This is a genomic window from Runella zeae DSM 19591, assembly GCF_000423565.1.
GTDB classification, from domain to species: domain Bacteria; phylum Bacteroidota; class Bacteroidia; order Cytophagales; family Spirosomataceae; genus Runella; species Runella zeae.
Window position 1 is genome coordinate 66,442 of sequence record NZ_KE384043.1, and the last position, 26,292, is coordinate 92,733.

Here is a 26,292-nt window from a genome sequence, read left to right on the forward strand (position 1 = left end):
CCACAAAACCAATCAAAATCACTTAACTATTTCTAACAACTCCACTTCAAAAATCAGGGCAGAATAGGGCTTAATCGTTGCACCGGGTGAGCGTTCGCCATAGGCGAGGGCTTGAGGTACGTACAATTTCCATTTCGACCCTACGGGCATTAGCTGAAGGGCTTCGACCCATCCCTGAATAACGCCTCCCACAGGAAATTCGGCAGGCTGACCGCGCTGTACAGAGCTGTCAAAAACCGTTCCATCAATCAGAGTTCCATGATAGTGTGTTTTGACGGTACTGTTGATTGTAGGCTTAGGGCCGTCTCCTGCTTTCAGGATTTCGTATTGTAAGCCACTTGGTAGTGTAACGATTCCGGGCTTCTTTTTGTTTTCTTCCAAGAATTTCTCCCCTTCAAGTTTATTGCCTTCGTATTTTTTGGCTTCGGAAGCTTGGCGTTCAGCTTGTAGCTTAGAAAAAAACTTCCCTAACACCATCTGTGCTTGTGACTCGTCAAAGTCGGTTTTGTTTGTTTTTAAAACGTCCTGAATACCTTTAGATAATAAGTTTATATTGATGTTTTCTAATCCTTGGCTTTTGAGCGTTTGGGCAATGTTCATGCCTATTCCATAAGCAACAGAGTCAAGCTCAGTGCTCATTTTAGAACTAGCGGGTGCGGCAGGAGTAGGGGCTTTTTTTACAGCAGTGGCGGGTTTTGCGGGAGTTTTTGCAGGGGTGGGTGTTTTTTTAGTTTGAGCAATGGATACGCAAGTTGAAACAAGAATCAAACAAAACAACGAGGTGAGACGCTTCATGCAATTGTAATTATTTTTGGGATGAATTTAGTTTTTTAATAGTTTTCGTAAATAAACGTAAAATTTACAGAAAAAAGTTTGGCAGAATGAATTATTTGAAATTAATCCCACATATTGGGTTAGCCTTTGAATTAATTTTTTAAGCTTTTACGTTATTGAGCCACTTTTACACTTCATTCGATTTTTCGGTGCACCACGACACCGCTTTGTATTCGGTCTATTTACAGCGAAATATCGTGCTGGATATTGTGCTGCCGTCTCATTATCATTCATCTCAAGAATTTTATAAAGTGCTTTACATGAATGACGGCCAAGACCTTGAGCGCCTTCATTTGCTTGATGTGCTAAAAAAATCGCACCACTCATCAATGCTTTCACCATTTATCGTAATAGCGGTTCATTGTGGGGAGCGTATCATGGAATATGGCGTGGCCTCCCAAGCAGATTACAAAGAGCGAGGAGCTAAGGCTGGTGACTATACTTCTTTTGTGCTACATGAGCTGATGCCTTATATCGAATCTAAGTATCGTGTTTTGAAAGGCCCTGAGCACACCGTATTTTGTGGATTTTCGCTCGGTGGGTTGTCGGCCTTTGATATTACGTGGCATCATCCTTCTCATTTTGGAAAAGCGGGTGTGTTTTCGGGTTCTTTTTGGTGGCGGCAAAGGGCTTTTGATGAGTACTATGACGACTATCACGACCGTATCATGCACCGATTGGTACGAGAGTCTCCTTGGTTTCCTCCTCATTCAAAACCGCGCTTTTGGCTTCAAACTGGCACCGAAGATGAGACAGATGACCGCAACAACAATGGCGTGATAGATTCCATAGATGATACCTTAGATTTGATTGCAGAACTCGAAAAAAAAGGCTATCGCCTTGGAGAGGAGGTATGCTATGTAGAAGTGCAGGGTGGTCAACACAACCAAGAAACTTGGGCGGCTATCATGCCTGAGTTTTTACGGTGGGCCTTTGGTAGCTAGTTTTTTTTGTTCAAAATCACTATTTCACTCTTTTGTCAGGTAGCCGACATTTGGTATGACAGAAAGAAAGCAGTTTTGTGTCGTAAACAAACATTTATGTCATGAAAACAAAAATTTCTTTGCTTGCCGCGCTGTTGATGCTTGGAATAGCTAGTGCTCAACAAAATCTAAATTACCGTACAAAACAATTTAACTTAGATAAAGGAGTTGCTTTGTCGGGTTATGACCCAGTTAGTTATTTCCTTAAAAATCCCAAGGAAGGTTCTAAAACGTATGTATTTACGCAAGACGGAGTTAAGTATTACTTTGCGAATGCGGCCAACCTAGAGACTTTTAAGAAAAATCCAGCTGCTTATGAACCTCAATATGGCGGCTGGTGTGCCTATGCCATGGGTGCCAAAGGCGAAAAGGTAGAAGTGGATCCTGAAACTTATAAAATTGTGGAAGGTAAATTGTATTTGTTTTACAATCGGCTCTTCAACAATACCCTCACTGACTGGAATAAGGATGAAAGCAATCTGAAAAAAAAGGCAGATGCCAACTGGATGAAACTTGTAAAATAATTGCTTTCAACTAATTTTAGAACAAAGACATGGAAATTAAAAGGATTATCTCTTGGATAGCCCAAATCACGGCGGCAGTGATTTTATTACAAACTTTATGGTTTAAGTTCACGGCTGCGCCTGAAAGTGTGTATATATTTTCGACTTTGGGTATAGAGCCTTATGGTAGAATTGGCTCGGGAGTTGTAGAGCTGATTGCTGGTATTTTGCTCCTTACTCCCCGATATTGTTGGGCGGGGGCATTATTAGGACTAGGCACCATGAAGGGAGCGATTATAGGGCATCTTACAGTGCTAGGAATTGAAATCATGGGCGACGGAGGACAGCTTTTTGGACTAGCCATTATTACTTTTGTTTGTTGTGGTGTAGTAGTGTTTTTAAACTTTGAACCACTACGTGCTTTTGCCCGTAAGCTAGGTATATTGCTGTAAAACGTATCTTGTAAGATAGGTTCGCTATTCTTTAACATTTTTATATCGTATGTTTTCAAAACATAATCTACCCCTGTGGCTGATTAAAATTTTTAACTATGAGTATTGGACATGGTGGATATTTTTTCTGCCTTTGGCTCCCTATTGGTTTTACCTTGCTATCCGAAATCGCTCACTTACTTATTTTACTACCGTCAACCCCTGCATTCCTAATGGAGGCGTATTTGGCGAATCAAAAAAAGATATTCTTGATTTGATAGATAAGACTTATCGCCCCGCCGATATTTTTGTGTTCAAAGGAGAGAGTTGGGAACATGTAGCGCTAAAACTGACCCTGGCCCAAATCAATTTTCCGGTAGTGGCGAAGCCTGACGTAGGAGGACGTGGCTTCAAAGTGTATAAGATAGAAACACTAGCTGCACTCAAAACTTACTTGGAAGCCTCCTTACAGCCTGTGATAGTACAAGAATTTATTGACTATGACATTGAGCTAGGTGTCATGTATGCCCGTATGCCCAATGCCTCTTCAGGTCAGATCACCTCGATTGTTCATAAAGAGTTTCTTCACATAACGGGTGACGGGAAATCGACCGTCGAACAATTGTTAAGTCAAAACCTACGGGCAAGGTTTTCGATGGACGAACTTCGCGAACGCCTCAAAGAGCAGTGGCACATTGTGCCCAAAAAAGGAGAAACCATGTTTCTACAGCCTATTGGGAATCATTGTTTGGGAACGAAGTTTTTGAACGCCAATCACCTCATCAACGAACAATTGGTAAAAGTCTTTGATAAAATCGCGATCCCAATTGAGGGATTTTATTATGGGAGATTCGACCTGAAAGTACCTACATGGGAAGATTTGTATGGAGGTCGCAACATCAAAATCCTAGAATTGAACGGTGCTACTTCCGAGCCTGGGCACGTGTATGACCCAAACTATACGCTTTGGAAAGCCTACAGAGATATTATGTACAATATGAAAACCGTGGCCGATATTAGTGCCTTAAACATGCGCCGAGGAATCAAACCTACTCCTTTGGGGGAATTGGTTCAAACTTCGCGGGCATTTTTTGCAATGAGCGGACAGTTGTAGTAGAGCAAATAGTTTTTGTATATTTACCACTACTTATAACCTACTGATAAAAAATACTTGCCTAATGGCCTCTCAATTTCCGCTCGAAACCCGATACTGGTATCTTCGTGATCATCAGTTGTTTAGGCATCTCAATTCCGCCGAACTTCGCCAAATCTGCCTGATTACAAATTTTAAAACTGCCAAAAAAAGCGAGATTATTTATTTTGCCCATGACGAGCAAAATAGAGTGTATTTGCTCAAAAAGGGCATCATCAAAATTGTAGAGCTTGACGAGGATGGCACCGAAACGGTCAAAGATGTACTTCAAAAAGGAGACCTCTTTGGACAGCTTACCCTCGACGATACCGAAATGGAAGAGTATGCCATTGCGCTATCTGATTATGTCACTTGCTGTAGTTTCTTGATCGAAGATTTTGAGGAAGTGATTAGACAGCACCCTTCATTGGCCATAAAATTCACAAAATTAATTGGGATGAGATTTCGACGTCTAGAGAATCGTTATTCCAACCTTATGTTTAAGGATGTACGTACGCGATTGCTTCTTTTTTTGGAAGATTGGGCCGAAAAAGAAGGTACGGTCGAAAACAATGCTATCATGCTCAAAAACTACCTTACTCACCAAGACATGGCGGGGTTGGTATGTAGTACGCGCCAAACGGTCTCACAACTGTTCAATGAATTTAAGCAGCATGGCCTGATAGACTATAATCGTAGCTCAATCATTATCCCTGATTTAAAACGACTTAAAAGTTTAGTGAACTAATCGTAGCCAAATGTCAGGAAGCCGACATTCGGGGTGAGGTAAGTTTTTGATATTTGTAATGTAAACTTTAAAAACTTATTCCATGAAACGATTATGGCTTATTACATTGCTCGCGGGAGTTTTGGTAGCGTGTCAAAAAACGGAAGAACTCACTCCCGTAAGCAATGACCCCAATTCATCCACCAAGCCTTTGGACAAATTTGATACTGCGGGACAAAAGCTAGTAGCACAGGGCGCTTTTATGTCTAATGTGCATCCTACGTCGGGCAATATCAAGCTGTATCAAAAAGACGGCAAACAAACGCTCGTTTTTGAGAATTTTAAAACCGACTCTGGCCCCGATTTGCGTATTTATCTTTCAGAAGACAAAGTAGCCTCTAGATTTGTGGAAGTAAGCCGTCAGGTAAATGTGGGTGATTATTTTGTGGAGCTTCCTGCCAATGCCGATACCAAAAACCAAAAATTCGTCTTAATATGGTGTAAAGCATTCTCGGTGCTATTTGGAAATGCGGAGTTAAAATAAATTCTCCCTTTAAATTTTTAAAACCTTAAAAATCAATGAGAAAAAGTATTTTGCTGCTGCTATTTTGCGCAGCATTCGGGGAGGGACATGCCCAAAATATATATCCAAAAAAAGTAACTACTGCTGATGTGGCAATTTCGGCGGGTGGGGGCTTCTCAGGAGCACTTTCCTACAATCAAATGTATGGGATAGGCAAATCCAGCAGGTTTAAAATAGGTTGGGGAGCAAGATTGACCTCGTTTTTTGGTAAAAATCTAGATTATGCCACGGCCCCAGCTCGCCTTACTTCGGGGCAAACAGGCCCTCAAGTGTTGTTTGTGGAAAATATACTTTCTAATATTGATACGTTGAAGCTATCAAGTACCCAAACCAACGCCCTCAACTTGGTCATTCATTTGGAATACAATATCAAGAAGCTAGCCATAGGTTTTAATATTGATGCCGTGGGAGTCACTTTTGGGACACAACAACAAGGGACTTTTATAGCCAAATCGACGGGTTCTCGATTACACAATACCCAGCAATCCGCTAAACCTACGGCCTTTAATTTGCTGCTTGTCAGTGACAATGATTTAGGAAGTCTAAACTCTGAACTATATGCGCGGTATTGGCTCAAAGAAAAAGTGGGATTGAGATTTGGGGCAAGTTTTCAGTTTACTGAATATACTACTTCCCAAAAACTTACGTTCGAAAATGACCGTTTTCGCAACAAAATTTTGATGCCATTTGTCGGATTATCTATCAGATTGTAATCAATTGACCCAAACATCCCTAAAAATCTATGAAAACAATCTTGATATTTGTATTTTGCGTAAGTATATCGGGATATGGGGTTTGTCAAACTTGGCGCCCTACTTCTGCTGATATTGGGTTTAAAATCAAGATGTTGGGGGTGACGGTTGAAGGAAAATTTAAAGGGCTATCGGCCACTATTCATTTTGACCCCAATGCTCCCACCTCAAGTAGTATCGTAGCGAGTGTCGATGCAGCTACTATCGATACCGACAATAGCCTACGTAATCGGCATTTGCGCGAGAAAGAAGATTTTTTTGAAGTAACCAAATACCCTAAGATTTTACTTAAATCAACCAAAATCGTAAAAACAGCCAATGGATATATGGGCTACTTCGATATGACTATCAAATCAGTCACTAAAGAAGTAAAAATGCCCTTTACATTTTCTGAAACAAACAATAAAGCGACTTTTGTCGGAAATGTGAATATCAATCGTCGAGATTGGGCGATTGGAGGCAACACCCTTGGTATGTCTAATGATGTGGCTATCTATGTTATCGTTAACACCATTCAACAATGAATTTGCTTCTAAAAACCAACCAAGACATTCTGTCCCAAATTGATGAGTTGCTCCAAGTAATGTCTTATTCGGCTTATTCTTCGCCCTTGGAGGTGTTGCATGGTAGTACCATAGGGCAGCACGTACGGCATACCCTTGAATTCTATCAATGTTTATACGAACAAGCACCCTTGGGATTTGTAGATTATGATGCTCGCTCGCGTGATTTAAGACTAGAAACAGACTTGGCATTTAGCAGTTCGTTGATTCAACAACTCAAAAATTGGCTCAGCGAATCATTGTTAAATACTTCCTTGTCTATGAAGATTCTTTTGGGGAATGAAGATCAGCATACCATTCATACATCGCTGTCTCGGGAATTGGTGTATATGATTGAACACGCTATTCATCATTTGGCCATTATTAAGATTGCTATTACTGGGCAATTCCCCGAAATACAGATTCCTCCTCATTTTGGAATCGCTTTCTCAACGCTCAGATATCGAGAAAGTGCTTTGAAATAGATAAGGGGTATCAAAAAAAAAGAATTTTTCTCTTCTATAATTGCATCATCAAAATGTGTTTTGTAACATATCTTCCATACCAAGAGGGCTTTATACTCACTTCTAATCGTGACGAACATGTAGGTAGACCTAAAGCCTCTCCTCCTAAAAAATATTATATCAACGGCAAAACGGTGTTTTATCCTCAAGATACCTTGGCAGGAGGAACTTGGATAGCCACCTCTTCCAATGCGACGCTTTGCTTACTCAATGGCGCTTTCAAAAGACATGAACACCGGCCTCCTTATCGGCAGAGTCGAGGATTGGTCATTTTGGATTTTTTTAAATACGACACTCTTACTATTTTCCTGAACCAATACATTTGGAACGGAATAGAGCCGTTTACGCTAGTGGTAGTGGAGGAAAAAGAGGTGATTCGGCTGACAGAATTGCGCTGGGATGGCCAAAAAATGCATGTTAAAGAATTGGACTCCACCCAAAGCCACGCTTGGTCGTCGGTGACGCTCTATGGCGATGAGGTAATCAAACAACGGGAAGAATGGTTTGAAAAATGGCAACGCAACAACCTCTTCTATACCGGAGATGCTATCATGCAATTTCATGATTTGGGAGGAAATGGAGATATCAATAACGACTTGGTCATCAATCGTAATGAAGAGCTTAAAACGGTAAGTACGACCCAAGTTCAAAAAACTTCGGAGGATTTTTTGATTAAATACCAGGATCGCCTCAACGAGCAAGAATACAAATACCGGATTTTTGCTAGCGAAAATGTATGTTAGCGTTTTTAGTTTTGAAAAGCCAATTGCCCCTGTTTAGTGGAGTCAGAAGGAATGTTGATGATAAAGATAGTTCCTCCTTGAGGCTGGCTTTCAAACGAGAAAGTTCCTTTAATGTCGCTAGCGCGTTGTTTGATATTTTGTAACCCCATACCTTCCGTTTTTTGGAGTTTCGAAATGCCCTTGCCGTTGTCAGATACCGATAGCATAAATCGAGTCCCTGAGCGTTGGAGATTGATATAGGCTTTGGTGGCTTGGGCGTGTTTGAGTACGTTGTTACAAAGCTCAAAACTAATCAGGTAGAGATTAAATTCGGTTTCGGGCGACAGACGTTTGGGAATGTCTTTGCCGATTTGGAGGGTAAATTGGGTAGTGCCTGCGCGGTTGAGTTTATGAACAAGGCGTTCTAAAGCCATCCACAGACCTTCTTTTTCTAAATCTTCGGGAAGCATATTATGTGATAAAGTACGCACTTGCCGACAAGCATCTACCATCATTTCTACTACATTGTCATAGATTTCGCGTTCGTTGCGGTCTAGCTGAGAAGGGTCTAAAATTTGCAAACTGAGCTTTGCGGCTGAGAGTAGTCCCCCAAGATTATCGTGCAGTTCAGTTGCTACCCGTTTTCTTTCGGTGGTTTGACCTTTCAAAAAAGCTTCCTCTATTTCCCTTTTTTTGCGGGCAAGTTCACGGTTTTTCTTGGTCAAAATACGGCTATATACGATTAGTGCAATCCCAAATGCACTCACAAGCAAAAGCCCCGCTAAGAGACCATTACGGGTGCGGTTTTGGAGGGCGATTTGCTGCTCAAGGCGGGCATTGTCTACTTCATATACGCGCTGCATATCTGCCAACGCCACCAAGCGGCGCGTAAGTCCTAGGCTATCTCTCAAGGCAGATACGAGTCGGTAAGCTCTCAAGGCTTCAAGCTCGTTACCAAGTTTTTCTTGCGACGCCCCTAAGGTTTGATAGGCATAAGGTTTGAGAGAGGCGTAGTTGTGTTGATTGGCTAAGTCAAGGGCTTTTTGGGCATAATGACGCGCTTTTCCGTAGTCGTTAAGGATCAAAAAAGCTTCGCCTAGACTATTGGTTACCGAGGCTACACCGCGCAAATGCTGAATTTCGGAAAAAAGCGCATAGGCTTTGCTCAAGTACGGCAAAGCCTTGCCCGCATGTCCTTTTTTGTTGTAATAGTCACCTATTTCTTCGTAAGTCCCTGCTAGAGAGTGTTTGTTGTTGAGGGTACGTGCTACTTCAAGCTCTTTCTCAAACATATCCATTACGAGTTCGTCCTTTCCCCATTGTTGGTAGAGGCTATTGAGCATACTATAAAGTCCCAAAAAATATTTTTTCTTCAGAGGCTCGTCGTCCATAGGCGTATTGCGGAGCTGTTCTAAGGCGAGCTGGAAGTAGGTTTCGGCTTTGGGGTAATTGGACGAATGAAAAAAACTCAAACCTAAATTTTGTTTAATCATCCATGATTTGGAGCAAGAAGGGCCTATCGACTGACAAATTTTGAGGGCTTCCATGGTCACTTCTAGCGATTTGCCATAGTCATGATTGCGACGGTATTTGATCTCGCGCCTTAGCAAGGCCGATATCATCATTTCTTTATCGTTTTGTTGAGAGGCAAGTTGGTAGAGTTGGTCGTTGTAATTCATACTTGTGTCGAGGTCTCGATAGTCTCCTTCTAGATAAAGGGAACTAAGAAGATTCAGCACTTTCATTTTTTGCTCAGAAGATGCCTTATCAATCGTATTTTTAGAAGAAATAGCCGAAAGAAGCCCTTTTGCCACGGTTTTTAGACTGTCTTTGTAGGCACGATTGTGATTGCGTGTATGGTCGAGCCGTGGTATTTGAGCTAGTGTTTGACAAAAAATCAAGCAAAAACTTCCTATTAAAAACCAGTTTTTCATACAAGAAAGTCAAAAAGAATAGGGTAAATGTACTGATTTTGTGCGATTTGCGCCTTCTAATTTAGGATAAAATTACTTAACGGAAATAATTATTGTCGCTTTTATGGTATATTTTCTGAAAAGCCCAAGAATGACCTTTAGGAAGTGCAGCAAGTTTCGGGTTTTGTGATTTGATAGCGATGTAGATACTTGTGACTCAAAAAGCAAAGTAATTTATGCAAATCAAAAATTGTTTGTTGAGCAGTATCAGCAAAATCTTATCATTTTATGATAAGACAAGAAGTCTTCAAGTTCAAAGAGAAATAGTAGTATGTCTCTTTTAGAATGCTATCTCCAAAATTACCCCCTACTAGGCACCTTAGTGATTAATTCTGCCGATTATTTGGTATTTGTGCTTGGCTAAGTGTTTCTTTGTCAAAACTCAAAACCATAAAATTTACATGATACGCTGGGGAATCATTGGGCCGGGGCGCATTGCGCACAAATTTGCCCAAGACTTAATGCAAGTAGAAGGAGCCAAGCTTATGGCGGTAGCTTCACGCGATTTGGGGCGGGCGCAGTTGTTTGCCCGCGAGTACGGTGCTAGCTATACGTATGGGAGTTACGAAGAAATCGTCAATTGTCCTGAGTTAGACGCCGTTTATATCGCTTCACCGCACGTGGGGCATTTCGATCACACGCTTTTGTGCCTCAATGCCCGTATTCCGGTACTGTGCGAAAAACCCTTTGCCATGAATACCGCCCAAGTCAGCGAGATGATTCATGTGGCACGGAGCCAAAACACTTTTTTGATGGAGGCACTTTGGACGCGTTTTTTACCGACTACGCTCAAAACCCTCGAAATCATCCAATCAGGGGCGATTGGCAAAGTATTGGGCGTAAAAGCGGATTTTGGTTTTAAAGCTCCTTATGATGTAGACAAACGTACTTTCAACAAAAGTCTGGGCGGGGGAGCTTTGCTAGATATTGGAATTTATCCTTTGTTTTTTTCCTATTTAGTGCTGGGTAAACCTTCCAAAATCAAAGCGCAGGCTATTTTTGGAGAAACCAACGTAGACGAATCTACGGGTATGGTACTGACGTATGATGATGAAAAATTTGCCTTTTTAGACTGCACTTTCATGGCCAAAACCCCCTGCGAAGCCTTTGTATTGGGAGAAAAAGGAAACATCAAAATCCATACGCGCTGGCATGAAAGTAAGGCTATCACGGTAGAATACAACGACGACACTACCGAAACTTTTACCTTTGAGCGTCCTACGTGGGGATATCAGTACGAAATAGAAGAAGTAAATGCGTGTTTGGCGGCTGGCAAGCTCGAAAGCGATGGCTGGTCCCTGACCGATAGTATGAATCTGATCTCCTTGCTCGACGCAGTACGCCAAGAAATTGGCCTTGTCTACAAAGATTTTGACAAAAAAGAGGAAGCATAAATAAGCAACCTTGACACATGCAGGGAATATCACGGCAAAAAGATTGGATAGCTCGTCTGGTTTGCATTCCTGCGGCAGCCTTTGTTGCATCACATGTGGTATTTACAAAACTATGGCCTTGGAATATCGATTATCGATTTCCTTGGCCTTATTTTTTTACGGTAGGCACGGTCATGTTTTGCTGCTGGGAGGTCAATTGGCGCTTGTTTGAGTGGATGGATCGTCAATTGCCATTTTATGTAAACCCACTTCGCCGGATAACACGCCAAATCACCCTGAATGCTCTGGCTACTATGCTGACGTTTTTGGTCGTGTTTCCCATTGCCCAGCGTATCTATCGTCAACAATGGCCCACTGTTTCGATTTTAATGACAGGCATGGTAGTTTGTGCTACGATTGCGACTATTTTCAATGGAGCTTATATCGTTTTTTATTTGATGAAAACCATTTATTGGGAAAAACAAAGGGAAGAATTACCTTCTCTACCAGATTTGACTCAGAAAGCATTGTCTCCTACTTTGATAAAGGTAAAACTCAATAAAGCGCAACTGCTCTTGGAACCGAGTGAGATTGCATATTTTTATTCGACAGCGGGGGTCGTGTTGATGGTTAAGAGAGATGGAAGTAAGGTCACGACCGATTATGATTCATTAAATGAAATTGTACCCGAGCTTCCTTGCGATTATTTCTTTCCGCTTAGTCGTCAAATTGTGGCTGGGAGAGGTGCTATTAGGGCATTGAAAAACGTCGAAAATCGTAAAATGTTGGTATCGCTCATACCAGCCCTGCACCAAAACCAAACCGTAGAGGAAGTGGTCGTAAGCCGCTACCGTAGTGCTGAGCTTCGAAAATGGCTCGACAAAGCCCCCACCCCTGACCATTCATCCCTTGAGTAGGTACTATTGGGCGGCATATGGGCTAAGATTGTCGCTCGAAATTGTCAAAATCGATTTGTTTTGAAGAGCGGCTAAGTTGTCGCTTTTCACTTTATTAAAATACGATGAAGACTTTTTTTGCTTTTTTATTAAGCCCTATTCCTTCTTGGCTTTCTATTACGTTTGGCTTACTAGTGCTGCTGTTGGTAGGAGCAATGTTTCTTATTTTTCGTAAAGTATCTCCTAAAACTGCTTGGTGGTTTTTGGGGGGAAGCGGAGGATGGTTATTGGTGCTGTATTTGCTAGCACAGCACGGGTTTTTCTTACATTTCGCGACCATGCCACCGCGTTTTTTGGTGGCGATACTTCCTCCTTTGGGTGGGCTAGGAGGGGTATTTGTACACGCTGCTGGAAAACGTTGGATAGACGCCCTTCCATTGAAACCTTTGACATGGATTCATAGTATTCGGATAGTAGTAGAATGGCTGTTGTGGGAGCTCTATTTAGCGCATCAAATCCCCCAAATTATGACGTTTGAGGGTAAAAATTGGGATATTTTGGCTGGAATTACAGCTCCTGTGATGGCATGGATGATATTTGAAAAGGGCAAATGGTCGCGTAAGGTTTTGTTTTGGTGGAATCTAGTTTCTTTAGGATTACTCTTCAATATCATCATTATGGCGATACTGTCATCCCCTTTGCCGATTCAACAATGGGGCTTTGAACAGCCCAACGTGGGCGTTCTGAAGCCTACATTTATTTGGTTGCCAGGTTTTGTGGTACCTGTTGTTTTGTTCTCACATTTAGTGGCACTTCGACAACTTATGAAAGGCTATGCGACGGGCAGTTGAAACCAAAAACGGCTTCCGCTTCCCAATTCGCTTTCGACTCCGATACTTCCTCTTTGTGTTTCGATAAATTCTTTTGAAATAGCCAATCCTAACCCTGTGCCTGTTTTGGGTTGCCCCTGAGTTGGTACTTGAAAATATCGGTCAAAGATGCGTTGCTGATATTTTTCTTCAATGCCTTTGCCTTCGTCTTTTACCGAAATCTCTACCTTGTGCAAAGCTTCGTGTAGTCGTGCTTGGATTTGAATGGTAGAATGGTCGGGACTGTGGCGTAGGGCATTGGAGAGGAAGTTCATCAATACCCAAACAGTCTTATCAAGGTCTGCTTGTACCGCAGGGAGAGGAGGTACCAGGTCGATTTGAAAGTGAATTTGTTTTTGTTCGGCCAAAAAACGAACGGCTTCTACGGCCATATTTATCATTTCTTGGGGTTGTACTGTTTTGAAATTGAGCTGGATGTTGCCGGTTTCTACTTGCGATAAGTCAAGCAGCTCGCCAGTGATTTTGAGTAATCTTTGGCTGTCTTCCAAAATTTGCGTCAGCAGATGTTTTTGTTCGTCATTGAGATTACCGATGCGTTGGTCTTGCAAAAGACGCAGACTCATTTTGATGCTAGAAATGGGGGTTTTGAGCTCGTGCGAAATCGTGGCAATGAAATTGGTTTTGGCTTGGTCGAGTTCGTGAAAAGGGGTGATGTTTTTCAGAACTATCACTTTGCCGATGCGTTGGTCGCCGTTTTTTACTTCCAATATTTCTTTGGTAAAATAGCTTTCGCGCTCATTGACAAATATTTTGAGTGGTTTTGGTGAGGATTCATCATTGAGTAGTGTACGGAGCAAATCATTTTTAAGAGCCAAGTCAGGAGCGTAGCGACCAGGTACTTGAGAAGCGTCTAAGCCAAGCATTTCGGCACTTACCGAATTGATAAAAAGCAAGTGATTGGTTTCGTCTAATCCGATAATGGCGTCGTTCATTTGATTGATGATCGTCTCAGTGCGGCGTTTTTCGAAGAGCACTCTCGCCAAGCTACTGTGCTCATATTCATCGAGTTTTTGGGCCATTTGATTGAAAGCCTTGGCCATTTCGCCCAACTCATCGGAGCGATTGGTACCCAGACGCGACTCATAATTTCGCAGGCTAATCTCTCGAAGCCCGTCGGTGATTTGTTGGATAGGCTCAGAGATTGTTTTAGGGAAATTGATGATAAACGAAAACGCTACCAATGCGCATATCGTGGCGATGAGCACCATGTAAGAATACACGCTATCGGCGGTCTTTTTGACTTGCTCATTTTTACGAATGATAGCCTGCATATTGATATCCGTGATTTGGCTTAGCTGTCGATTCATAAGCTGAAGACGGCTACTGTCGGGGGTTTGTTTGAAGGCGTTGAAATGCGCACGCAGTTCTTGCGTCAGAGCGGCTTCGCCCACCTCCGTGAGGTTTTGTTCTTGTTGACGGAGATTGTTTTCAAAAATGCGAAAATCTTCTTCGTTCCAATTGTTGTTGTCAATGACGTCGCGCATATGATGTGCGTATTCCAAAGAGATATAGTTATCTTTCAGAATCCCTTGCGCTTCTTGGGAAAGTTTTTTGAGATACCATGCACTTAGGCCGCCCAATAGCAGTATTACGGCAAACAAAAACGTAAGGGCTAAACGAAGTTTGGTTTTGAGTTTCATGGTATCAACTGATTACTACAAGGTCGATGTCGGTGTCTGATACTTTTTGTAAAAGCTTATAAAAGAGTGAGGTGCGCGTCACTATCCTCCAAAAACTACCGTGAGGCTTGCCTATACATACGGTAGTGATGTGGTGTTTTTGGGCGGTTTCAAAAATATTTTGTGCTACGTCGTTGCTTTTGACTCTTACTACTTCTGCTCCCAGTTCAGTGGCTAGTTTGAAGTTATTGATCAGGTGGCGTTGGGCGGCAAGGCCGATTTTGTCGGTATCTTCATGAGAAGTTTGTACATACAATACATACCACTTTCCTTGATAATAACTTGCCAAACGCGCCGTTTTGCGCAAAATCTTTTTGGCGATTTCGTGGTTAGAGCTGATGCAAGCCAAAAAACGCTCGGGGCGCATACTGACATTTCTCGGAACCTCCGTTTCTACTTTTCGTTCTACCTGCGAAGCTACTTCTTTCAGCGCCAATTCGCGAAGTTGTAGGATTTTTTCGGCTTGAAAGAAATTTTGTAGGGCGGTGGCCACTTTCGATTTGTCATAGATTTTTCCTTCTTTGAGACGAGTCACAAGCTCATCGGCGGTAAGGTCGATATTGACGACCTCGTCGGCTTGTTGCAAAATACTATCCGGAATCGTTTCCTTGACTTCTATGCCCGTAATCTGAAGTATTTCGTGATTGAGGCTTTCGAGATGCTGAATATTGACCGCCGAAATCACGCTGATACCTGCGGAAAGAAGGTCGAGTACATCTTGCCAGCGTTTTTCGTTTTTTGAGCCATGAATGTTGGTATGAGCAAGTTCGTCCACAATCACAACCTCTGGATGCAGATTGATGATTGTTTGTAAATCCATTTCAGAAAGCTCTTTGCCTCGATAGAAAACCGTTCGGAGGGCAATCATCGGCAAGCCTTCTAAGAGCGCATGGGTTTCGGAACGACCGTGGGTTTCGATGAAACCAATCTTAATATCGACTCCATTGCGAAGCAAGGTGTGGGCTTCTTGGAGCATTCGGTAAGTCTTGCCTACACCCGCACTCATACCGATATATACTTTTAGTTTCCCTTGTTTCGACTTTTTGATTAAGTCAAGGAAATATTGGGCGTTTTGTTCGGGTGTAGGCATAAAGGTAAAGAATTAGAATGAAAGCGCGAGAGATGTAGTCAGGACAAAATCAGAAGAGGTGTTTTTGCCCGCTTTCTCAAAAATGGCATCTTGGCTATCCAAACGCCGACCTTCTATACGCCACGCACAATTGGACAAGATAGCATAATCTATATTGACCGAATAGGCCAAAACTTGAAAGCCATTGGGCGTATTGGTGGAGATGACCAATCCTGTTTTATCGGTATATTTCTCTAAACGGCCTGCCATGCTTATTTTGGGAGAAAATTGATACTTTAGAATCCCTACCCAGCTACTCCATGCGTCGTATTGGGAGGCACCAGCTTGCCGCTGATCAATGCCGTAGTCAAAATCGGCAGTAAGGCCCAATTTATCAGTAAGTTGGAAAATACCATAGAGATTATGAAAAAAACGATTGCGATTGGAGGCATCAGGCCGACCGCCCAAAAAAGTACTAGAATTTAACGTCACCCTACTGCTAGGCTTGAAGGTAACTTGGGTGCCTATTGCCAATCTTGTATTGCCATCAGGACGGCGGATTTGCTGCCAGCCATTTAGTACTAATCCTGATAAAAACCAGCGGCCGTTGTCGGAGGTATAGCCGATTTTGGCACCCGTTTCATAATAGGGCGTATTGTCGGCCATGAGGCTACGAGTAAGTGTCCAGCAGTCTTTTGAAATAGCGCTTTCAAAACCAATGTGCGAACTAAAAACCCCCGCATCTATCCACAGGTTTTTGGCTGTTGAAATCTTGAAACCCACATTAGCTTCATAAATATGCCGTAAAGTAGCAGGCTCGGCGGCCAAATTGGCGTTGGCGTATGTCCCTGCCATAAGCGCTAAGTTGCCGCGTACTTGATTGGTACTATACGATGCTTTCACAAAGCCTAAATTGATATTGAATTCATTATGCCGATTGTGACTATATACAAACGAGGGGCGCTCATTGTTAGAAGGTTGATTGAAATCATAGCTGTAATAGGCTTCTATGTAGCCACTGACGGAGATTCGGGAAGTTGAATCGGTAGTTTGGGCCAAGGAGGGTGAAAGCAAGAGAGCCATGAGCACTATTTTTAATAACTGATTCATGTAAATCTGATTTTTGAAATTGGAGACATTTTAATACGACACTTAAAATTTTACCCGCCCATTGAAATCCACCGATAAATGTAGATGGGAGATTACATAAAACTCTTTTTCTGCCAAAATCGGCGTTTGTATTATTCAGCGAGTTTCTGCGGGTAAAAATTGAAATTTTTTACTTAACGAGGCAAATAATATGAAACTCAGAAAGCCTTTCGTATTTGAATGACCTAATTGCCCCAAACTTGACTCGTAATATGTTAGAGTTTATCTAGGGCAATGTTTAATGCCAATGTATTGATTTTTGTGGGGCCAAACAATCCCCAAAGTGGTGGCTCTGCGTGGGCATCTACCAAGGCCTTGATTTTAGCTTCGGGGAGGTTGCGTACTTTAGCAATCCGTGCTATTTGGATGTTGGCAGCTTGAAGAGATAAGTGGGGGTCGAGTCCACTTCCTGAGGCAGTGACAAGTTCGGAAGGAATTTCTGACTGCGCTACAGTAGGATTGTGCACCAAAAATGTATCAATTCGGGCCTGAACTTGAGCCAGATACTCGGGATTAGAAGGGGCTTTGTTGGAGCCACCTGAGCCAGCGGCGTTGTATTCTACTGCTGATGGGCGCGACCAAAAATACTTGTCTTCCGAAAATTTTTGACCCACTTTAGCAAAACCGACGATTTTTCCATTGACAGAGACGGTTTCGCCACGGCCTTTTTCGGGGGCAAACTGCGCGAAACCCCAAACAAGAAGAGGATAAATGACCACTAGCAAAACAAAGGTCGCAAGGGTCATCCAGAGGGCGGATACGAGGTGTGTTTTCATTGGGAAATAAATTAGAAGGTCAATATTTTGTTTATAACCAGACTCCTACTAGCAAATCGATGAGTTTGATACCAAGAAAAGGCACAATAAGCCCACCTACCCCATAAAGGAGGAGATTGCGGCGTAGGAGTGCACTAGCTCCGATAGGCTTATAAGCTACTCCTCTGAGTGCCAGAGGAATCAACAAAGGAATAATGATGGCATTGAAAATCACCGCCGACAAAATGGCACTTTGAGGGCTGCTAAGCTGCATAATATTGAGGGATTGCAGGGCCGGAATCGAAGTCACAAACAAAGCGGGTACTATGGCAAAGTACTTGGCTACGTCGTTGGCGATAGAGAAGGTGGTAAGCGTACCACGCGTCATGAGGAGCTGTTTCCCAATTTCGACAATTTCAATCAGCTTGGTAGGGTCGTTGTCCAAATCTACCATGTTTCCGGCTTCTTTGGCCGCTTGCGTGCCACTATTCATGGCTACACCTACATCGGCTTGAGCAAGGGCAGGGGCATCGTTGGTACCATCGCCCATCATAGCTACAAGTTTGCCGTTGGCTTGCTCGGCTTTGATGTAGTTCATTTTGTCTTCGGGTTTGGCCTCTGCAATAAAATCATCTACCCCCGCTACCGTGGCAATGTACTTGGCAGTGAGAGGGTTGTCGCCCGTTACCATCACAGTTTTGACGCCCATTTTTCGTAGTCTTTCAAATCGTTCTTGGATACCGGGTTTGATTACGTCTTGCAATTCAATCACACCCAGTACCTTATCATTTTCAGACACTACCAGCGGCGTGCCGCCGTTGGTGGCGATTTCGCGTACTTTATCACTAGTATCTTTGGGGAAAGCATTGCCAGCGCGCTCTACCATCATCCGAATCGCATCTTGCGCACCTTTACGGATTTTGATGTTTTTGGGTAAGTTGACGCCCGAAGAGCGTGTTTCGGCCGTAAATTTTATCATTTCGGCATTGGCAGGCATGGTGGGTAGTTTGGTGCCTTTTTGTAAGCCTAATTCGATAATAGACTTGCCCTCGGGCGTCTCGTCGGCCAAAGAAGAATACATGGCTGCTAACGTAAATTGCTCTTCAGTCACTCCTGCGGTAGGCCAAAAATGCGTCGCTTTGCGATTGCCTATGGTGATAGTACCTGTCTTATCGAGCAGGAGGGTATCAATGTCGCCTGCCGTTTCGACGGCTTTGCCAGATTTTGTAATGACATTGGCGCGTAGCGCTCTGTCCATGCCCGCAATACCGATGGCCGAAAGAAGCCCACCAATGGTAGTAGGGATAAGACATACAAAGAGCGCGATAAAAGCAGAGATAGCGATGGGGGTATTGGCATAATCAGCAAAAGGCTTGAGCGTGACACACACTATCACGAAGATGAGCGTAAAGCCTGCTAACAAAATAGTAAGCGCAATTTCGTTGGGTGTTTTTTGGCGAGAAGCTCCTTCCACTAAAGCAATCATTTTATCTAAAAAACTCTCGCCCGGCTGCGTAGTGACTTTGACCTTGATATGGTCAGAAAGAACTTTGGTACCACCTGTTACGGAAGATTTGTCGCCACCCGCTTCCCGAATCACGGGCGCAGATTCGCCTGTGATGGCCGACTCGTCGATGGTCGCCAATCCTTCAATGATTTCGCCGTCGGAAGGGATAATGTCTCCTGCTTCACAAATAAAGATATCGCCTTTTTCGAGCTGAGACGAAGGCATGATTTGTAGCTCATTTACTTTCAATTGACCTACGGCTCTGATTACCTTGGCCGGGGTGTCTTCGCGGGTTTTGCGGAGACTATCAGCTTGGGCTTTGCCACGGGCTTCGGCCAACGCTTCGGCAAAATTGGCAAAAAGAAGGGTGAGTAAAAGAACCACAAAAATGGCGATATTGTACGCCAGGCTACCTTGGGAAGTATCCCCTCCAAAAGCTATTTGAAGGCACACAAAAAACATCACTACTGTGCCTATTTCGACCGTAAACATGACAGGATTACGAAACATAGTAGCAGGGTTTAATTTGATAAACGACTCTATCATAGCCGTTTTGGTCATGTCCCACTGAAAGAGAGAAACCGATTGAGAACGTTTCATATTTTTTGTAATCTAAAATTATAGTGTAAAAAACTCCGCCAAAGGACCCAACGCAAGCGCTGGAAAAAATGACAAGGCTGCAATAATGAAAATCACGGCAAAAACCATAAAACCAAAAGTGGTAGTATCGGTTTTGAGTGTTCCTTCTGATTCGGGGATGTATTTTTTGTTAGCCAATATCCCCGCAATCGCCACGGGACCAATGATAGGTAAGTAGCGGCTCAAAATCAGTACAATACCACAGGTAATATTCCAAAAAGGATTGTTGTCGGCAAGGCCCTCAAATCCCGAACCGTTGTTGGCCGAGGAAGAGGTGTATTCGTAGAGCATCTCCGAAAATCCGTGGAAGCTAGGATTGTTGAGCCAGCCTACGCTCGTATCTTTGGTAAATACGTAGCTCGCCAATGCCGTAAAGCACAAAATCAAGAACGTATGCAGCAGGGCTACCAACGTAGCAATTTTCATTTCTTTGGCTTCTATTTTTTTACCCAAAAATTCGGGTGTACGCCCTACCATCAGCCCTGAAATGAATACCGCAATGATGATAAAGACGTAAAAATTAAGAAAACCTACACCTACACCACCATAGAGGGCGTTGATCATCATATCGATCATCTGCATCGCGCCCGATAGGGGAGTCATGCTGTCGTGCATGGCATTGACGGAGCCATTGGAAGTAGTGGTAGTCGTAATGCCCCATAACGCAGAAGCCGCCGCCCCAAAACGAATTTCTTTGCCTTCCATACTTCCAAGACTCTGATGAATTCCCATTTTAGTAAGGGCAGGATTGCCTTGCATTTCAAAATAAACTGACGTACTGAGAAGTAATAAAAAACCGAGCGTCATGACTCCAAAAATCATCCAAGCCAATTTTTTTCGGTTGAGATAAAAGCCCAATGCAAACACAAAAGCAATCGGAATAAGGATGATGAGGATGTTTTCGACGATATTGGTAAGATAGTTGGGGTTTTCGAGGGGGTGGGAAGAGTTGACCCCAAAATACCCGCCACCGTTGGTTCCGGCTTGCTTGATAGCAATCATCGCCGCCGCTGGCCCGCGTGATACCTGTACCGAATCGCCTTGCAGCGTAGTGATAGCGGCCTTGCCTTCCCAGTTCATTGGAGTACCGTTGAATACCAAAATAATGGCTGATACGAGCGAAATAGGTAATAAAATTCGGGTGCAGGATTTTAGGAAGTAATCATAAAAATTGCCCAGCTGAGTGGTTTGGTGCTCTTTCATGGCTTTAAAAACAATGGCTCCAGCTGCCATACCCGTAGCCGCCGTCACAAATTGCATAAACATCAGCCCACCCAATTGGGATAGATAAGTGACCCCCGTTTCGCCCGAATAATGTTGTAAGTTGCAGTTGACCAAAAATGAAATCGCGGTATTGAAAGCCAAATCAGCACTCATAGAGGGATTGCCGTCGGGGTTGAGAGGAAGCCACCCTTGATTCATCAATACAACCATCATCCACAAAAACCAAATCAAATTGATCGTAAGAAGCGCCGTGAGGTGCTCTTGCCAAGTCATCTCTTTTTTGGGATTGATGCGGCAAATTTTGTAGATTATTTTTTCGAGTGGCGACATGAAATCAAGCCAAGTAGATTGGCCTGAATATACCTTCGCTATGTATTTTCCCAACGGAATTGCCAAAAGTACAGTAATGACGAAGATAAAAGCGATGCCTAAGATTTCTTCTAACATGATAGTGGTACAGATTTAAAACTTTTCGGGTTTGAGTAAGACATAAACCAAATAGCCTAAAACGGCCAGAGCGAGCACAAATAGGATAAGAAACATAGTTTTAGATTTTTTCAAAAAAGCGAATCGAACCAAAAAACAAGGCAAAACACCCAACACCTGTGAGCAAAAGAGAGAGGAGCATAATCATAATGAATACTGTTTTGGTGAATTGCTGATGATAGATGCCAAAGCTGTGCCACCAAAAAGAAAAAAGATGAAAGTGTCTGTAAAACAGTGTTTTATGGAATTGGAGTGTTGAAAGGGCCATAAAAAAGCCTTCCATTTTGGAAGGCTATGTTTTCATTTTGAAAAATTGACCAAAAATCATAATCCGTATTCCTCGATTTTACGGTAAAGAGTAGTAAGACCAATACCTAGCAAACGGGCGGTTTCGGTTTTGTTGTGTTGAGTGTGAACGAGCATCCATTGAATATGCCTTTTCTCTACTTCTGCCAAAGTAGCCACTCCTTGAATCGCATTCTCAAAACCAAACTGTAGCTCAAAGGGAAGTTCTTGCGGGGTTAGCTCGTTATTGTTGGCTAAAATAACAGCTCGTTCGATGATATTTTTGAGTTCGCGGATATTTCCTTTCCATTGATTTTGGCGGAGTTTATCCACAAAGCCTGTTGATAACTTAGGCATAGGGCGATTCATTTTGGCTGCATATATTTGAGCAAAATGTTGAGCTATAGCAGGAATGTCGTCGGGGCGTTGGCGAAGAGGAGGAAGATTGATTTCAAAAACCGACAATCTATAATATAAATCTAGGCGAAAAAGACCTTTTTCGGCTTCGGCTTTGAGGTTGCGATTGGTGGCGGCCACAAAGCGTACATTGACTTGGGTGGGTTTGGTATCGCCTACTTTGTAAAAAGAATTGGTTTCCAAAACCCGCAAAAGTTTGGCTTGGAGTTCGAGCGTCATTTCACCAATTTCATCCAAAAACAAAGTGCCTCCGTGGGCTTCTTCCAACAACCCTTTTTTGTCTTTAAGCGCGCCCGTAAAAGCACCGGCCCGGTGGCCAAACAATTCGCTTTCTAAAATCTCACGGCTAAAAGCACTACAGTTGAGCGCCACAAAAGATTTTTCGCGCCTTGGGCTTTCTTGGTGAATCGCTTGGGCAAAAACCTCTTTGCCCGTGCCTGTTTCGCCCAACAACAAAACCGTAGTATCCGTCAGCGCCACTTTTTGGGCGAGGTGGAGGGATTCTTTGATTACTTGTGAAGAGCCAATCACACTTCCAAACCCAAACTTCTGACTTACTTTTTCTTCGAGTCGCTTTACTTTTTGCTGGAGTTCGGCTTTTTCTACTGCACGCGCTACGAGCGGTACAATGCGGTCATTGTCGTCACCTTTGGTAAGATAGTCAAAAGCCCCATTTTTGACGGCTTGCACACCATCGGCGATCGTGCCATAAGCGGTCAGCAAGATGATTTCTAGGAGAGGAAACTGAGTTTTGATTTGTTGGGTAAGGGCTACACCGTGCGCGTCAGGGAGTTTTACGTCACAAATTACTACTTGAATATCTTGTTTTTCTAAAATATGAAAGGCCGAACGGGCGTCGCTAGCCTCATTGACGTGGTATCCTTCCAACTCCAAGATGCGCTTCAGCAACCCGCGTAGCTTAATTTCATCATCAATGAGGAGGAGGTTTGCCATGGAGGAGCGTTTGTTATCAAAATTAATTGATATACTAAGTGTCATCTTCTAACCCTAGCCTTTAGGCGGGGGCCTATAAATAAGAAGGATATAACGAGGGCTTTAGCCCTGATTTTTCAAGTATAAGGTCAAAAATCAGGGCTAAAGCCATTACTGTAGTTGTTGGTTATTGTCCCCAGCCTAAAGTCTGAACACCGATGCGGCCTGGGGTTTGATAAGGTTGTGACAAAATCCTAATTAATTATGTGATTAAGTTTTTGATATTCAACACAGTTAACATTGCTTAGTTACTTAACTTCGGATAGCGATTCACTTTTACTTTACGTCATATTCTGCCAATGTCTCTTTCAAAAACTTCAAGAAAGGAGCAGAAAACTCTTTGCGTTTGAGGGCAAACTTCACAGTAGTTTTCAAGAAATCGAGTTTGTTACCAATATCATGACGCTCTCCTTCGATGCGGTGGGCGTAGATACTTTCGCGACGGAGCAGGATTTGGAATGAATCCGTTAGCTGAATTTCGCCGCCTTTTCCTTTGCCAGTTTGCTCAATAGCCGTAAAAATTTCGGGCGATAAAATATAGCGTCCAGCGATTGCCAAATTAGAAGGGGCAGATTCGATAGAAGGCTTTTCGATAAGCGCATCCAATTGCATAATTGTATCGCTCAAAGCAGTACCCCCTACGATTCCGTAGCGATTTACTTTCTCGCGCGGTACGGTTTCTACCGCAATCACGGTACTTTGGTATTGCTCGTAGGTGTCGATGAGTTGTTGAGTCACCGGAATCACCGAATCCATGATAGTGTCTCCTAGAAGTACTGCAAATGGCTCGTTACCAACGTGTTGCTTGGCATAGTAAATAGCATCGCCGAGGCCATTGGTTTCGCGTTGACGAACATAATGGATGTTGGCCATGTCTGACAAGCGGCGCATTTCATTCCAGAGAAGTTCGTCATGTTTTTCTTCTAGCTTTGCTTCAAGTTCGACGTTACGGTCAAAATGGTCTTCGATGGCACGTTTGCCACGGCCAGTAATAATCAAAATATCTTCGATGCCCGAATCCACCGCTTCTTGCACTACGTACTGAATAGTGGGCGTGTCGATGATAGGGAGCATCTCTTTAGGTTGAGATTTGGTAGCAGGTAAGAAACGAGTACCTAGACCTGCAGCGGGTATAACGGCTTTACGAATCATGTGGGGAATTAAAAAATAGAATTTATGATTTTGTGTTTTACGAAATCATAATATTCAGGTTTTAAAAAAGTATTTTGTTTTTTCATAACACTATCCATATTAAACATACCGACAATATGGGTAGCGAAGTATCCGTTACGAGAAGATGCTTTAGTGAGCATTTCAGGTTTGATTTCAATCGTGTATTTTGGAAAATAATTTTTAGTAGTCATTAAGACGGCATAAAAAAAATCCTCATCATAAAACAGTTCATCGTTTGACACTACTAAGGCTGGGTGAGGTAAAAAGCGTCCATCAGGCATTTGAAAATTTACTTCGACAACTTCCCATTGAGATACTTTACCCTTCATAGTTTTTGAGTGATTTAGCCAACAGGCGATTGCCGTTGAGGACTGCGGCTTTTCGGTAATCATTAGCGGTGTACTCGCGCTCTAATTCTCGTTTTAATAAAGCCACTATTATTTCTAAAATAGATTCGTCTTCTACACTATCTATTAATTCGTGGGCTTTTTTTCTGGTGGATGTTTCTAGCATACTAGTGTATGTTTTAGGACAAAGCTAATAAAAAAACACCGTTTATTTTCCATACAATGCTTTGGCGGCTGGCTCATATTTGTCGCCTGCTACCCAATAAGGCGTAATGGGCTTGTTGGCGATAAGGCGGGCCGCATAGGCGAAAGATTGACAAAACTTGAGCAAATAATCAAAATCTACCGACTGTGGGTTGTCAGCGGCTTGGTGGTAATATTGGGCAATCTCACCGTCGAAGCTTTTGAAGCCTGGCGCAAAATCAGGAGCTGGAATACCCTTAGCTGCTAAGTTGACATTGTCGGAGCGGTCAAAAAGGTTTTGTTCGGGAGCAGGGTCGGCAAAAACACCAAGCCCAAAAGCTTTACAAGCAGCTTCGATTTCGGTGTTGCAGTTGGTACGATTGAGCCCAATCACCGATACTATCGAACGGTCGCCTACGCCTGCGCCGTCGCTGTTGAGATTGAATACGCATTGTTTGAGAGGAACAAGCGGGTGTTCTGAATAGTATTTACTTCCCAAAAGACCAACCTCCTCGGCGGTATATCCTATCAAAAGAATCGAGCGTTTGGTAGGTTTTAGCGTGAGGGTTTTGGCGGCGGTAAGCATAGCTACCGTACCGAAGGCATTGTCGCGGGCACCGTTGAAAATACTATCGGCAGCGGTGTAGGTATTGCCTCCTTTTTTACCCATTCCTACGTGGTCGAAGTGAGCACTTACCACAATATACTCATTTTTGAGCACAGGGTCGGTGCCTTCTATTACTCCTACCACATTGTAAGACATTACATTTTGCTGGGCGCGACCAGTAGTGTAGAAGGTAGCCGAAGTGGCCCCATTTTTAAACAAATCCACGTACTTTTTTTGCTGGCCATTGACCCAAATGTGAGGCGTACCGGTGGCAGCAGTGCCTAAGCTCAGTTTTTCGTTGCCAAAATAGCGAGACGCAAAACCCCAGGGAATTTGGGCCGTAAACAATTCAATCAACAAAGCGGCCCCTTTTTCAGTGGCAAGCTTGCGTTTTTCGTTGGAGGCGGCAAATATCTCTTGGGGTGTTTTGGATTCGGGCGTGCCTACTTGCGCTACTACGATTTTGCCTTTGACGTCTTTGGTGTAGTCGGCTGCTTGGCCGTATCCTACAAATACTACATCGGCGCTAAAATTGACGGCATCACTACCCAAAATCACAAATTCTTTTCCTACGTGTAAGGTATCACCGTTGGCAATCAATACTCCTTCCTTAGCCATTTTCTGAAGTACAAACGGCACAGGCTGCAAATAATCAGCTTGTGCTGCCACTGGCTTGACACCCAAAAAGCGCAATTGCTCAGCCAAGTAGCGAGCTGCTACTAAATTGCCTTGCTCGCCCGTGCGCCGGCCTTGCAGCTCGTCGGAGGCCAGAAAACGCATGTTTAGTTCGACTTCGGCTTTTTGAATCTGTGATTCAGGCAGCTTTTTGATAGATTGGGCAGCTGCCGACAAACTCACACAAGCGGCGATAAGAGTGGTAGCAAGAAGTGATTTGGGGGAGTATTTCAACATGA

The 26,292-nt window shown here is 43.2% G+C and carries 27 protein-coding genes; 13 read left to right on the plus strand and 14 right to left on the minus strand.

The genetic code is table 11. The features are described from left to right. Window positions 1-18: 18 nt before the first annotated feature. A complete protein-coding gene (gene bamJ / locus G563_RS36170; RefSeq protein ID WP_028668465.1) occupies window positions 19-795 on the minus strand; it encodes a BamJ family beta-barrel-assembly machinery protein in 777 nt (258 codons plus the stop codon). 155 nt (window positions 796-950) lie between these two features. On the opposite strand from bamJ, the gene G563_RS0129275 reads away from it, so the two are divergent. The 10 genes from G563_RS0129275 to G563_RS36175 all read left to right on the plus strand — a co-directional run bounded on the left by G563_RS0129275 (window position 951) and on the right by G563_RS36175 (window position 7,754). Beyond that, complete coding sequence (locus tag G563_RS0129275) at window positions 951-1,778, plus strand: alpha/beta hydrolase (RefSeq protein ID WP_028668466.1); 828 nt, start codon at window positions 951-953, stop codon at window positions 1,776-1,778. A 101-nt stretch (window positions 1,779-1,879) separates the two neighbouring features. Next, window positions 1,880-2,341: a YHS domain-containing (seleno)protein gene (locus tag G563_RS0129280; protein WP_028668467.1), complete on the plus strand. Its 462-nt coding sequence runs from the start codon at window positions 1,880-1,882 to the stop codon at window positions 2,339-2,341. A 29-nt stretch (window positions 2,342-2,370) separates the two neighbouring features. Then, window positions 2,371-2,772: a hypothetical protein gene (locus G563_RS0129285; protein ID WP_028668468.1), complete on the plus strand. Its 402-nt coding sequence runs from the start codon at window positions 2,371-2,373 to the stop codon at window positions 2,770-2,772. A gap of 49 nt (window positions 2,773-2,821) precedes the next feature. Then, complete coding sequence (locus G563_RS0129290) at window positions 2,822-3,865, plus strand: ATP-grasp domain-containing protein (RefSeq protein WP_028668469.1); 1,044 nt, start codon at window positions 2,822-2,824, stop codon at window positions 3,863-3,865. Between the two features lie 64 nt (window positions 3,866-3,929). Next, window positions 3,930-4,631: a Crp/Fnr family transcriptional regulator gene (locus tag G563_RS0129295; protein WP_028668470.1), complete on the plus strand. Its 702-nt coding sequence runs from the start codon at window positions 3,930-3,932 to the stop codon at window positions 4,629-4,631. Window positions 4,632-4,713: 82 nt separating this feature from the next. Beyond that, the gene (locus G563_RS37795) at window positions 4,714-5,154 is read left to right on the plus strand and encodes a DM13 domain-containing protein (protein ID WP_051211279.1); all 441 of its coding nucleotides are present in this window, start codon (window positions 4,714-4,716) and stop codon (window positions 5,152-5,154) included. A 35-nt stretch (window positions 5,155-5,189) separates the two neighbouring features. Further along, window positions 5,190-5,906 carry a hypothetical protein gene (locus G563_RS0129305; protein WP_028668472.1) on the plus strand — a complete coding sequence of 239 codons (717 nt, stop codon included), beginning with the start codon at window positions 5,190-5,192 and terminating at the stop codon, window positions 5,904-5,906. A gap of 29 nt (window positions 5,907-5,935) precedes the next feature. Next, the gene (locus G563_RS0129310) at window positions 5,936-6,469 is read left to right on the plus strand and encodes a YceI family protein (RefSeq protein ID WP_028668473.1); all 534 of its coding nucleotides are present in this window, start codon (window positions 5,936-5,938) and stop codon (window positions 6,467-6,469) included. Further along, complete coding sequence (locus tag G563_RS0129315; RefSeq protein WP_028668474.1) at window positions 6,466-6,972, plus strand: hypothetical protein; 507 nt, start codon at window positions 6,466-6,468, stop codon at window positions 6,970-6,972. The genes G563_RS0129310 and G563_RS0129315 overlap by 4 nt, the downstream gene beginning before the upstream one ends. Window positions 6,973-7,025: 53 nt before the next feature. Next, on the plus strand, window positions 7,026-7,754 hold the full coding sequence (locus G563_RS36175) for an NRDE family protein (RefSeq protein WP_037328520.1): 729 nt from the start codon (window positions 7,026-7,028) through the stop codon (window positions 7,752-7,754). Window positions 7,755-7,759: 5 nt separating this feature from the next. Here G563_RS36175 and G563_RS0129325 read toward each other — a convergent pair whose 3' ends face one another. Beyond that, window positions 7,760-9,667 carry a tetratricopeptide repeat-containing sensor histidine kinase gene (locus G563_RS0129325; protein ID WP_028668475.1) on the minus strand — a complete coding sequence of 636 codons (1,908 nt, stop codon included), beginning with the start codon at window positions 9,665-9,667 and terminating at the stop codon, window positions 7,760-7,762. 440 nt (window positions 9,668-10,107) lie between these two features. On the opposite strand from G563_RS0129325, the gene G563_RS0129330 reads away from it, so the two are divergent. From G563_RS0129330 to G563_RS0129340, 3 genes are all read left to right on the plus strand, one after another. Further along, window positions 10,108-11,100 (plus strand): Gfo/Idh/MocA family protein, encoded by a 993-nt coding sequence (locus G563_RS0129330; RefSeq protein ID WP_028668476.1) that lies wholly within the window; start codon window positions 10,108-10,110, stop codon window positions 11,098-11,100. Window positions 11,101-11,117: 17 nt separating this feature from the next. Further along, window positions 11,118-11,996: a LytTR family DNA-binding domain-containing protein gene (locus G563_RS36180; RefSeq protein WP_051211280.1), complete on the plus strand. Its 879-nt coding sequence runs from the start codon at window positions 11,118-11,120 to the stop codon at window positions 11,994-11,996. Between the two features lie 104 nt (window positions 11,997-12,100). Next, window positions 12,101-12,826, plus strand: coding sequence for a DUF8737 domain-containing protein (locus G563_RS0129340; protein WP_028668477.1), 726 nt, complete (start codon window positions 12,101-12,103; stop codon window positions 12,824-12,826). Here G563_RS0129340 and G563_RS0129345 read toward each other — a convergent pair. From G563_RS0129345 to G563_RS0129400, 12 genes are all read right to left on the minus strand, one after another. Further along, window positions 12,808-14,505: an ATP-binding protein gene (locus G563_RS0129345; RefSeq protein WP_028668478.1), complete on the minus strand. Its 1,698-nt coding sequence runs from the start codon at window positions 14,503-14,505 to the stop codon at window positions 12,808-12,810. The genes G563_RS0129340 and G563_RS0129345 overlap by 19 nt on opposite strands. 4 nt (window positions 14,506-14,509) lie before the next feature. After that, on the minus strand, window positions 14,510-15,634 hold the full coding sequence (locus G563_RS0129350) for a histidine kinase (RefSeq protein ID WP_028668479.1): 1,125 nt from the start codon (window positions 15,632-15,634) through the stop codon (window positions 14,510-14,512). Window positions 15,635-15,646: 12 nt separating this feature from the next. After that, complete coding sequence (locus G563_RS0129355; RefSeq protein ID WP_028668480.1) at window positions 15,647-16,723, minus strand: porin; 1,077 nt, start codon at window positions 16,721-16,723, stop codon at window positions 15,647-15,649. Window positions 16,724-16,977: 254 nt separating this feature from the next. Next, window positions 16,978-17,538, minus strand: a complete 561-nt coding sequence (locus G563_RS0129360) for a K(+)-transporting ATPase subunit C (protein WP_028668481.1) — start codon at window positions 17,536-17,538, stop codon at window positions 16,978-16,980. A 31-nt stretch (window positions 17,539-17,569) separates the two neighbouring features. Further along, on the minus strand, window positions 17,570-19,624 hold the full coding sequence (gene kdpB, locus G563_RS0129365) for a potassium-transporting ATPase subunit KdpB (protein ID WP_028668482.1): 2,055 nt from the start codon (window positions 19,622-19,624) through the stop codon (window positions 17,570-17,572). Window positions 19,625-19,642: 18 nt separating this feature from the next. Then, entirely contained in the window at window positions 19,643-21,334 is a 1,692-nt protein-coding gene (gene kdpA, locus G563_RS0129370; protein WP_028668483.1) for a potassium-transporting ATPase subunit KdpA, read from the minus strand. A 15-nt stretch (window positions 21,335-21,349) separates the two neighbouring features. Further along, on the minus strand, window positions 21,350-21,430 hold the full coding sequence (kdpF, locus tag G563_RS39265; protein WP_084651003.1) for a K(+)-transporting ATPase subunit F: 81 nt from the start codon (window positions 21,428-21,430) through the stop codon (window positions 21,350-21,352). 267 nt (window positions 21,431-21,697) lie between these two features. Further along, window positions 21,698-23,029, minus strand: a complete 1,332-nt coding sequence (locus tag G563_RS0129380; protein WP_028668485.1) for a sigma-54-dependent transcriptional regulator — start codon at window positions 23,027-23,029, stop codon at window positions 21,698-21,700. Window positions 23,030-23,344: 315 nt separating this feature from the next. Then, a complete protein-coding gene (gene galU, locus G563_RS0129385) occupies window positions 23,345-24,220 on the minus strand; it encodes a UTP--glucose-1-phosphate uridylyltransferase GalU (RefSeq protein WP_028668486.1) in 876 nt (291 codons plus the stop codon). Between the two features lie 8 nt (window positions 24,221-24,228). Further along, complete coding sequence (locus G563_RS0129390; RefSeq protein WP_028668487.1) at window positions 24,229-24,570, minus strand: type II toxin-antitoxin system PemK/MazF family toxin; 342 nt, start codon at window positions 24,568-24,570, stop codon at window positions 24,229-24,231. Beyond that, window positions 24,560-24,754 carry a hypothetical protein gene (locus G563_RS38550; protein ID WP_028668488.1) on the minus strand — a complete coding sequence of 65 codons (195 nt, stop codon included), beginning with the start codon at window positions 24,752-24,754 and terminating at the stop codon, window positions 24,560-24,562. Before G563_RS38550 ends, G563_RS0129390 begins: the two co-directional genes overlap by 11 nt. Window positions 24,755-24,796: 42 nt before the next feature. Beyond that, window positions 24,797-26,290 (minus strand): M28 family peptidase, encoded by a 1,494-nt coding sequence (locus G563_RS0129400; protein WP_051211281.1) that lies wholly within the window; start codon window positions 26,288-26,290, stop codon window positions 24,797-24,799. Window positions 26,291-26,292: the final 2 nt, after the last annotated feature.

Excerpts from the sequence above, each read along its gene's own strand:
- G563_RS0129325 (WP_028668475.1), bottom strand. The coding sequence starts at position 9,667 with ATGAAAAACTGGTTTTTAATAGGAAGTTTTTGCTTGATTTTTTGTCAA.
- G563_RS37795 (WP_051211279.1), top strand. The coding sequence starts at position 4,714 with ATGAAACGATTATGGCTTATTACATTGCTCGCGGGAGTTTTGGTAGCG.
- G563_RS0129315 (WP_028668474.1), top strand. The coding sequence starts at position 6,466 with ATGAATTTGCTTCTAAAAACCAACCAAGACATTCTGTCCCAAATTGAT.
- G563_RS0129345 (WP_028668478.1), bottom strand. The coding sequence starts at position 14,505 with ATGAAACTCAAAACCAAACTTCGTTTAGCCCTTACGTTTTTGTTTGCC.
- kdpB (WP_028668482.1), bottom strand. The coding sequence starts at position 19,624 with ATGAAACGTTCTCAATCGGTTTCTCTCTTTCAGTGGGACATGACCAAA.
- galU (WP_028668486.1), bottom strand. The coding sequence starts at position 24,220 with ATGATTCGTAAAGCCGTTATACCCGCTGCAGGTCTAGGTACTCGTTTC.
- G563_RS36175 (WP_037328520.1), top strand. The coding sequence starts at position 7,026 with ATGTGTTTTGTAACATATCTTCCATACCAAGAGGGCTTTATACTCACT.
- G563_RS0129380 (WP_028668485.1), bottom strand. The coding sequence starts at position 23,029 with ATGGCAAACCTCCTCCTCATTGATGATGAAATTAAGCTACGCGGGTTG.
- bamJ (WP_028668465.1), bottom strand. The coding sequence starts at position 795 with ATGAAGCGTCTCACCTCGTTGTTTTGTTTGATTCTTGTTTCAACTTGC.
- G563_RS36180 (WP_051211280.1), top strand. The coding sequence starts at position 11,118 with ATGCAGGGAATATCACGGCAAAAAGATTGGATAGCTCGTCTGGTTTGC.
- kdpA (WP_028668483.1), bottom strand. The coding sequence starts at position 21,334 with ATGTTAGAAGAAATCTTAGGCATCGCTTTTATCTTCGTCATTACTGTA.
- G563_RS0129290 (WP_028668469.1), top strand. The coding sequence starts at position 2,822 with ATGTTTTCAAAACATAATCTACCCCTGTGGCTGATTAAAATTTTTAAC.
- G563_RS38550 (WP_028668488.1), bottom strand. The coding sequence starts at position 24,754 with ATGCTAGAAACATCCACCAGAAAAAAAGCCCACGAATTAATAGATAGT.
- G563_RS0129360 (WP_028668481.1), bottom strand. The coding sequence starts at position 17,538 with ATGAAAACACACCTCGTATCCGCCCTCTGGATGACCCTTGCGACCTTT.
- G563_RS0129310 (WP_028668473.1), top strand. The coding sequence starts at position 5,936 with ATGAAAACAATCTTGATATTTGTATTTTGCGTAAGTATATCGGGATAT.
- G563_RS0129340 (WP_028668477.1), top strand. The coding sequence starts at position 12,101 with ATGAAGACTTTTTTTGCTTTTTTATTAAGCCCTATTCCTTCTTGGCTT.
- G563_RS0129285 (WP_028668468.1), top strand. The coding sequence starts at position 2,371 with ATGGAAATTAAAAGGATTATCTCTTGGATAGCCCAAATCACGGCGGCA.
- G563_RS0129350 (WP_028668479.1), bottom strand. The coding sequence starts at position 15,634 with ATGCCTACACCCGAACAAAACGCCCAATATTTCCTTGACTTAATCAAA.
- G563_RS0129280 (WP_028668467.1), top strand. The coding sequence starts at position 1,880 with ATGAAAACAAAAATTTCTTTGCTTGCCGCGCTGTTGATGCTTGGAATA.
- G563_RS0129400 (WP_051211281.1), bottom strand. The coding sequence starts at position 26,290 with ATGTTGAAATACTCCCCCAAATCACTTCTTGCTACCACTCTTATCGCC.
- G563_RS0129295 (WP_028668470.1), top strand. The coding sequence starts at position 3,930 with ATGGCCTCTCAATTTCCGCTCGAAACCCGATACTGGTATCTTCGTGAT.
- G563_RS0129390 (WP_028668487.1), bottom strand. The coding sequence starts at position 24,570 with ATGAAGGGTAAAGTATCTCAATGGGAAGTTGTCGAAGTAAATTTTCAA.
- kdpF (WP_084651003.1), bottom strand. The coding sequence starts at position 21,430 with ATGTTTCTTATCCTATTTGTGCTCGCTCTGGCCGTTTTAGGCTATTTG.
- G563_RS0129355 (WP_028668480.1), bottom strand. The coding sequence starts at position 16,723 with ATGAATCAGTTATTAAAAATAGTGCTCATGGCTCTCTTGCTTTCACCC.
- G563_RS0129330 (WP_028668476.1), top strand. The coding sequence starts at position 10,108 with ATGATACGCTGGGGAATCATTGGGCCGGGGCGCATTGCGCACAAATTT.
- G563_RS0129305 (WP_028668472.1), top strand. The coding sequence starts at position 5,190 with ATGAGAAAAAGTATTTTGCTGCTGCTATTTTGCGCAGCATTCGGGGAG.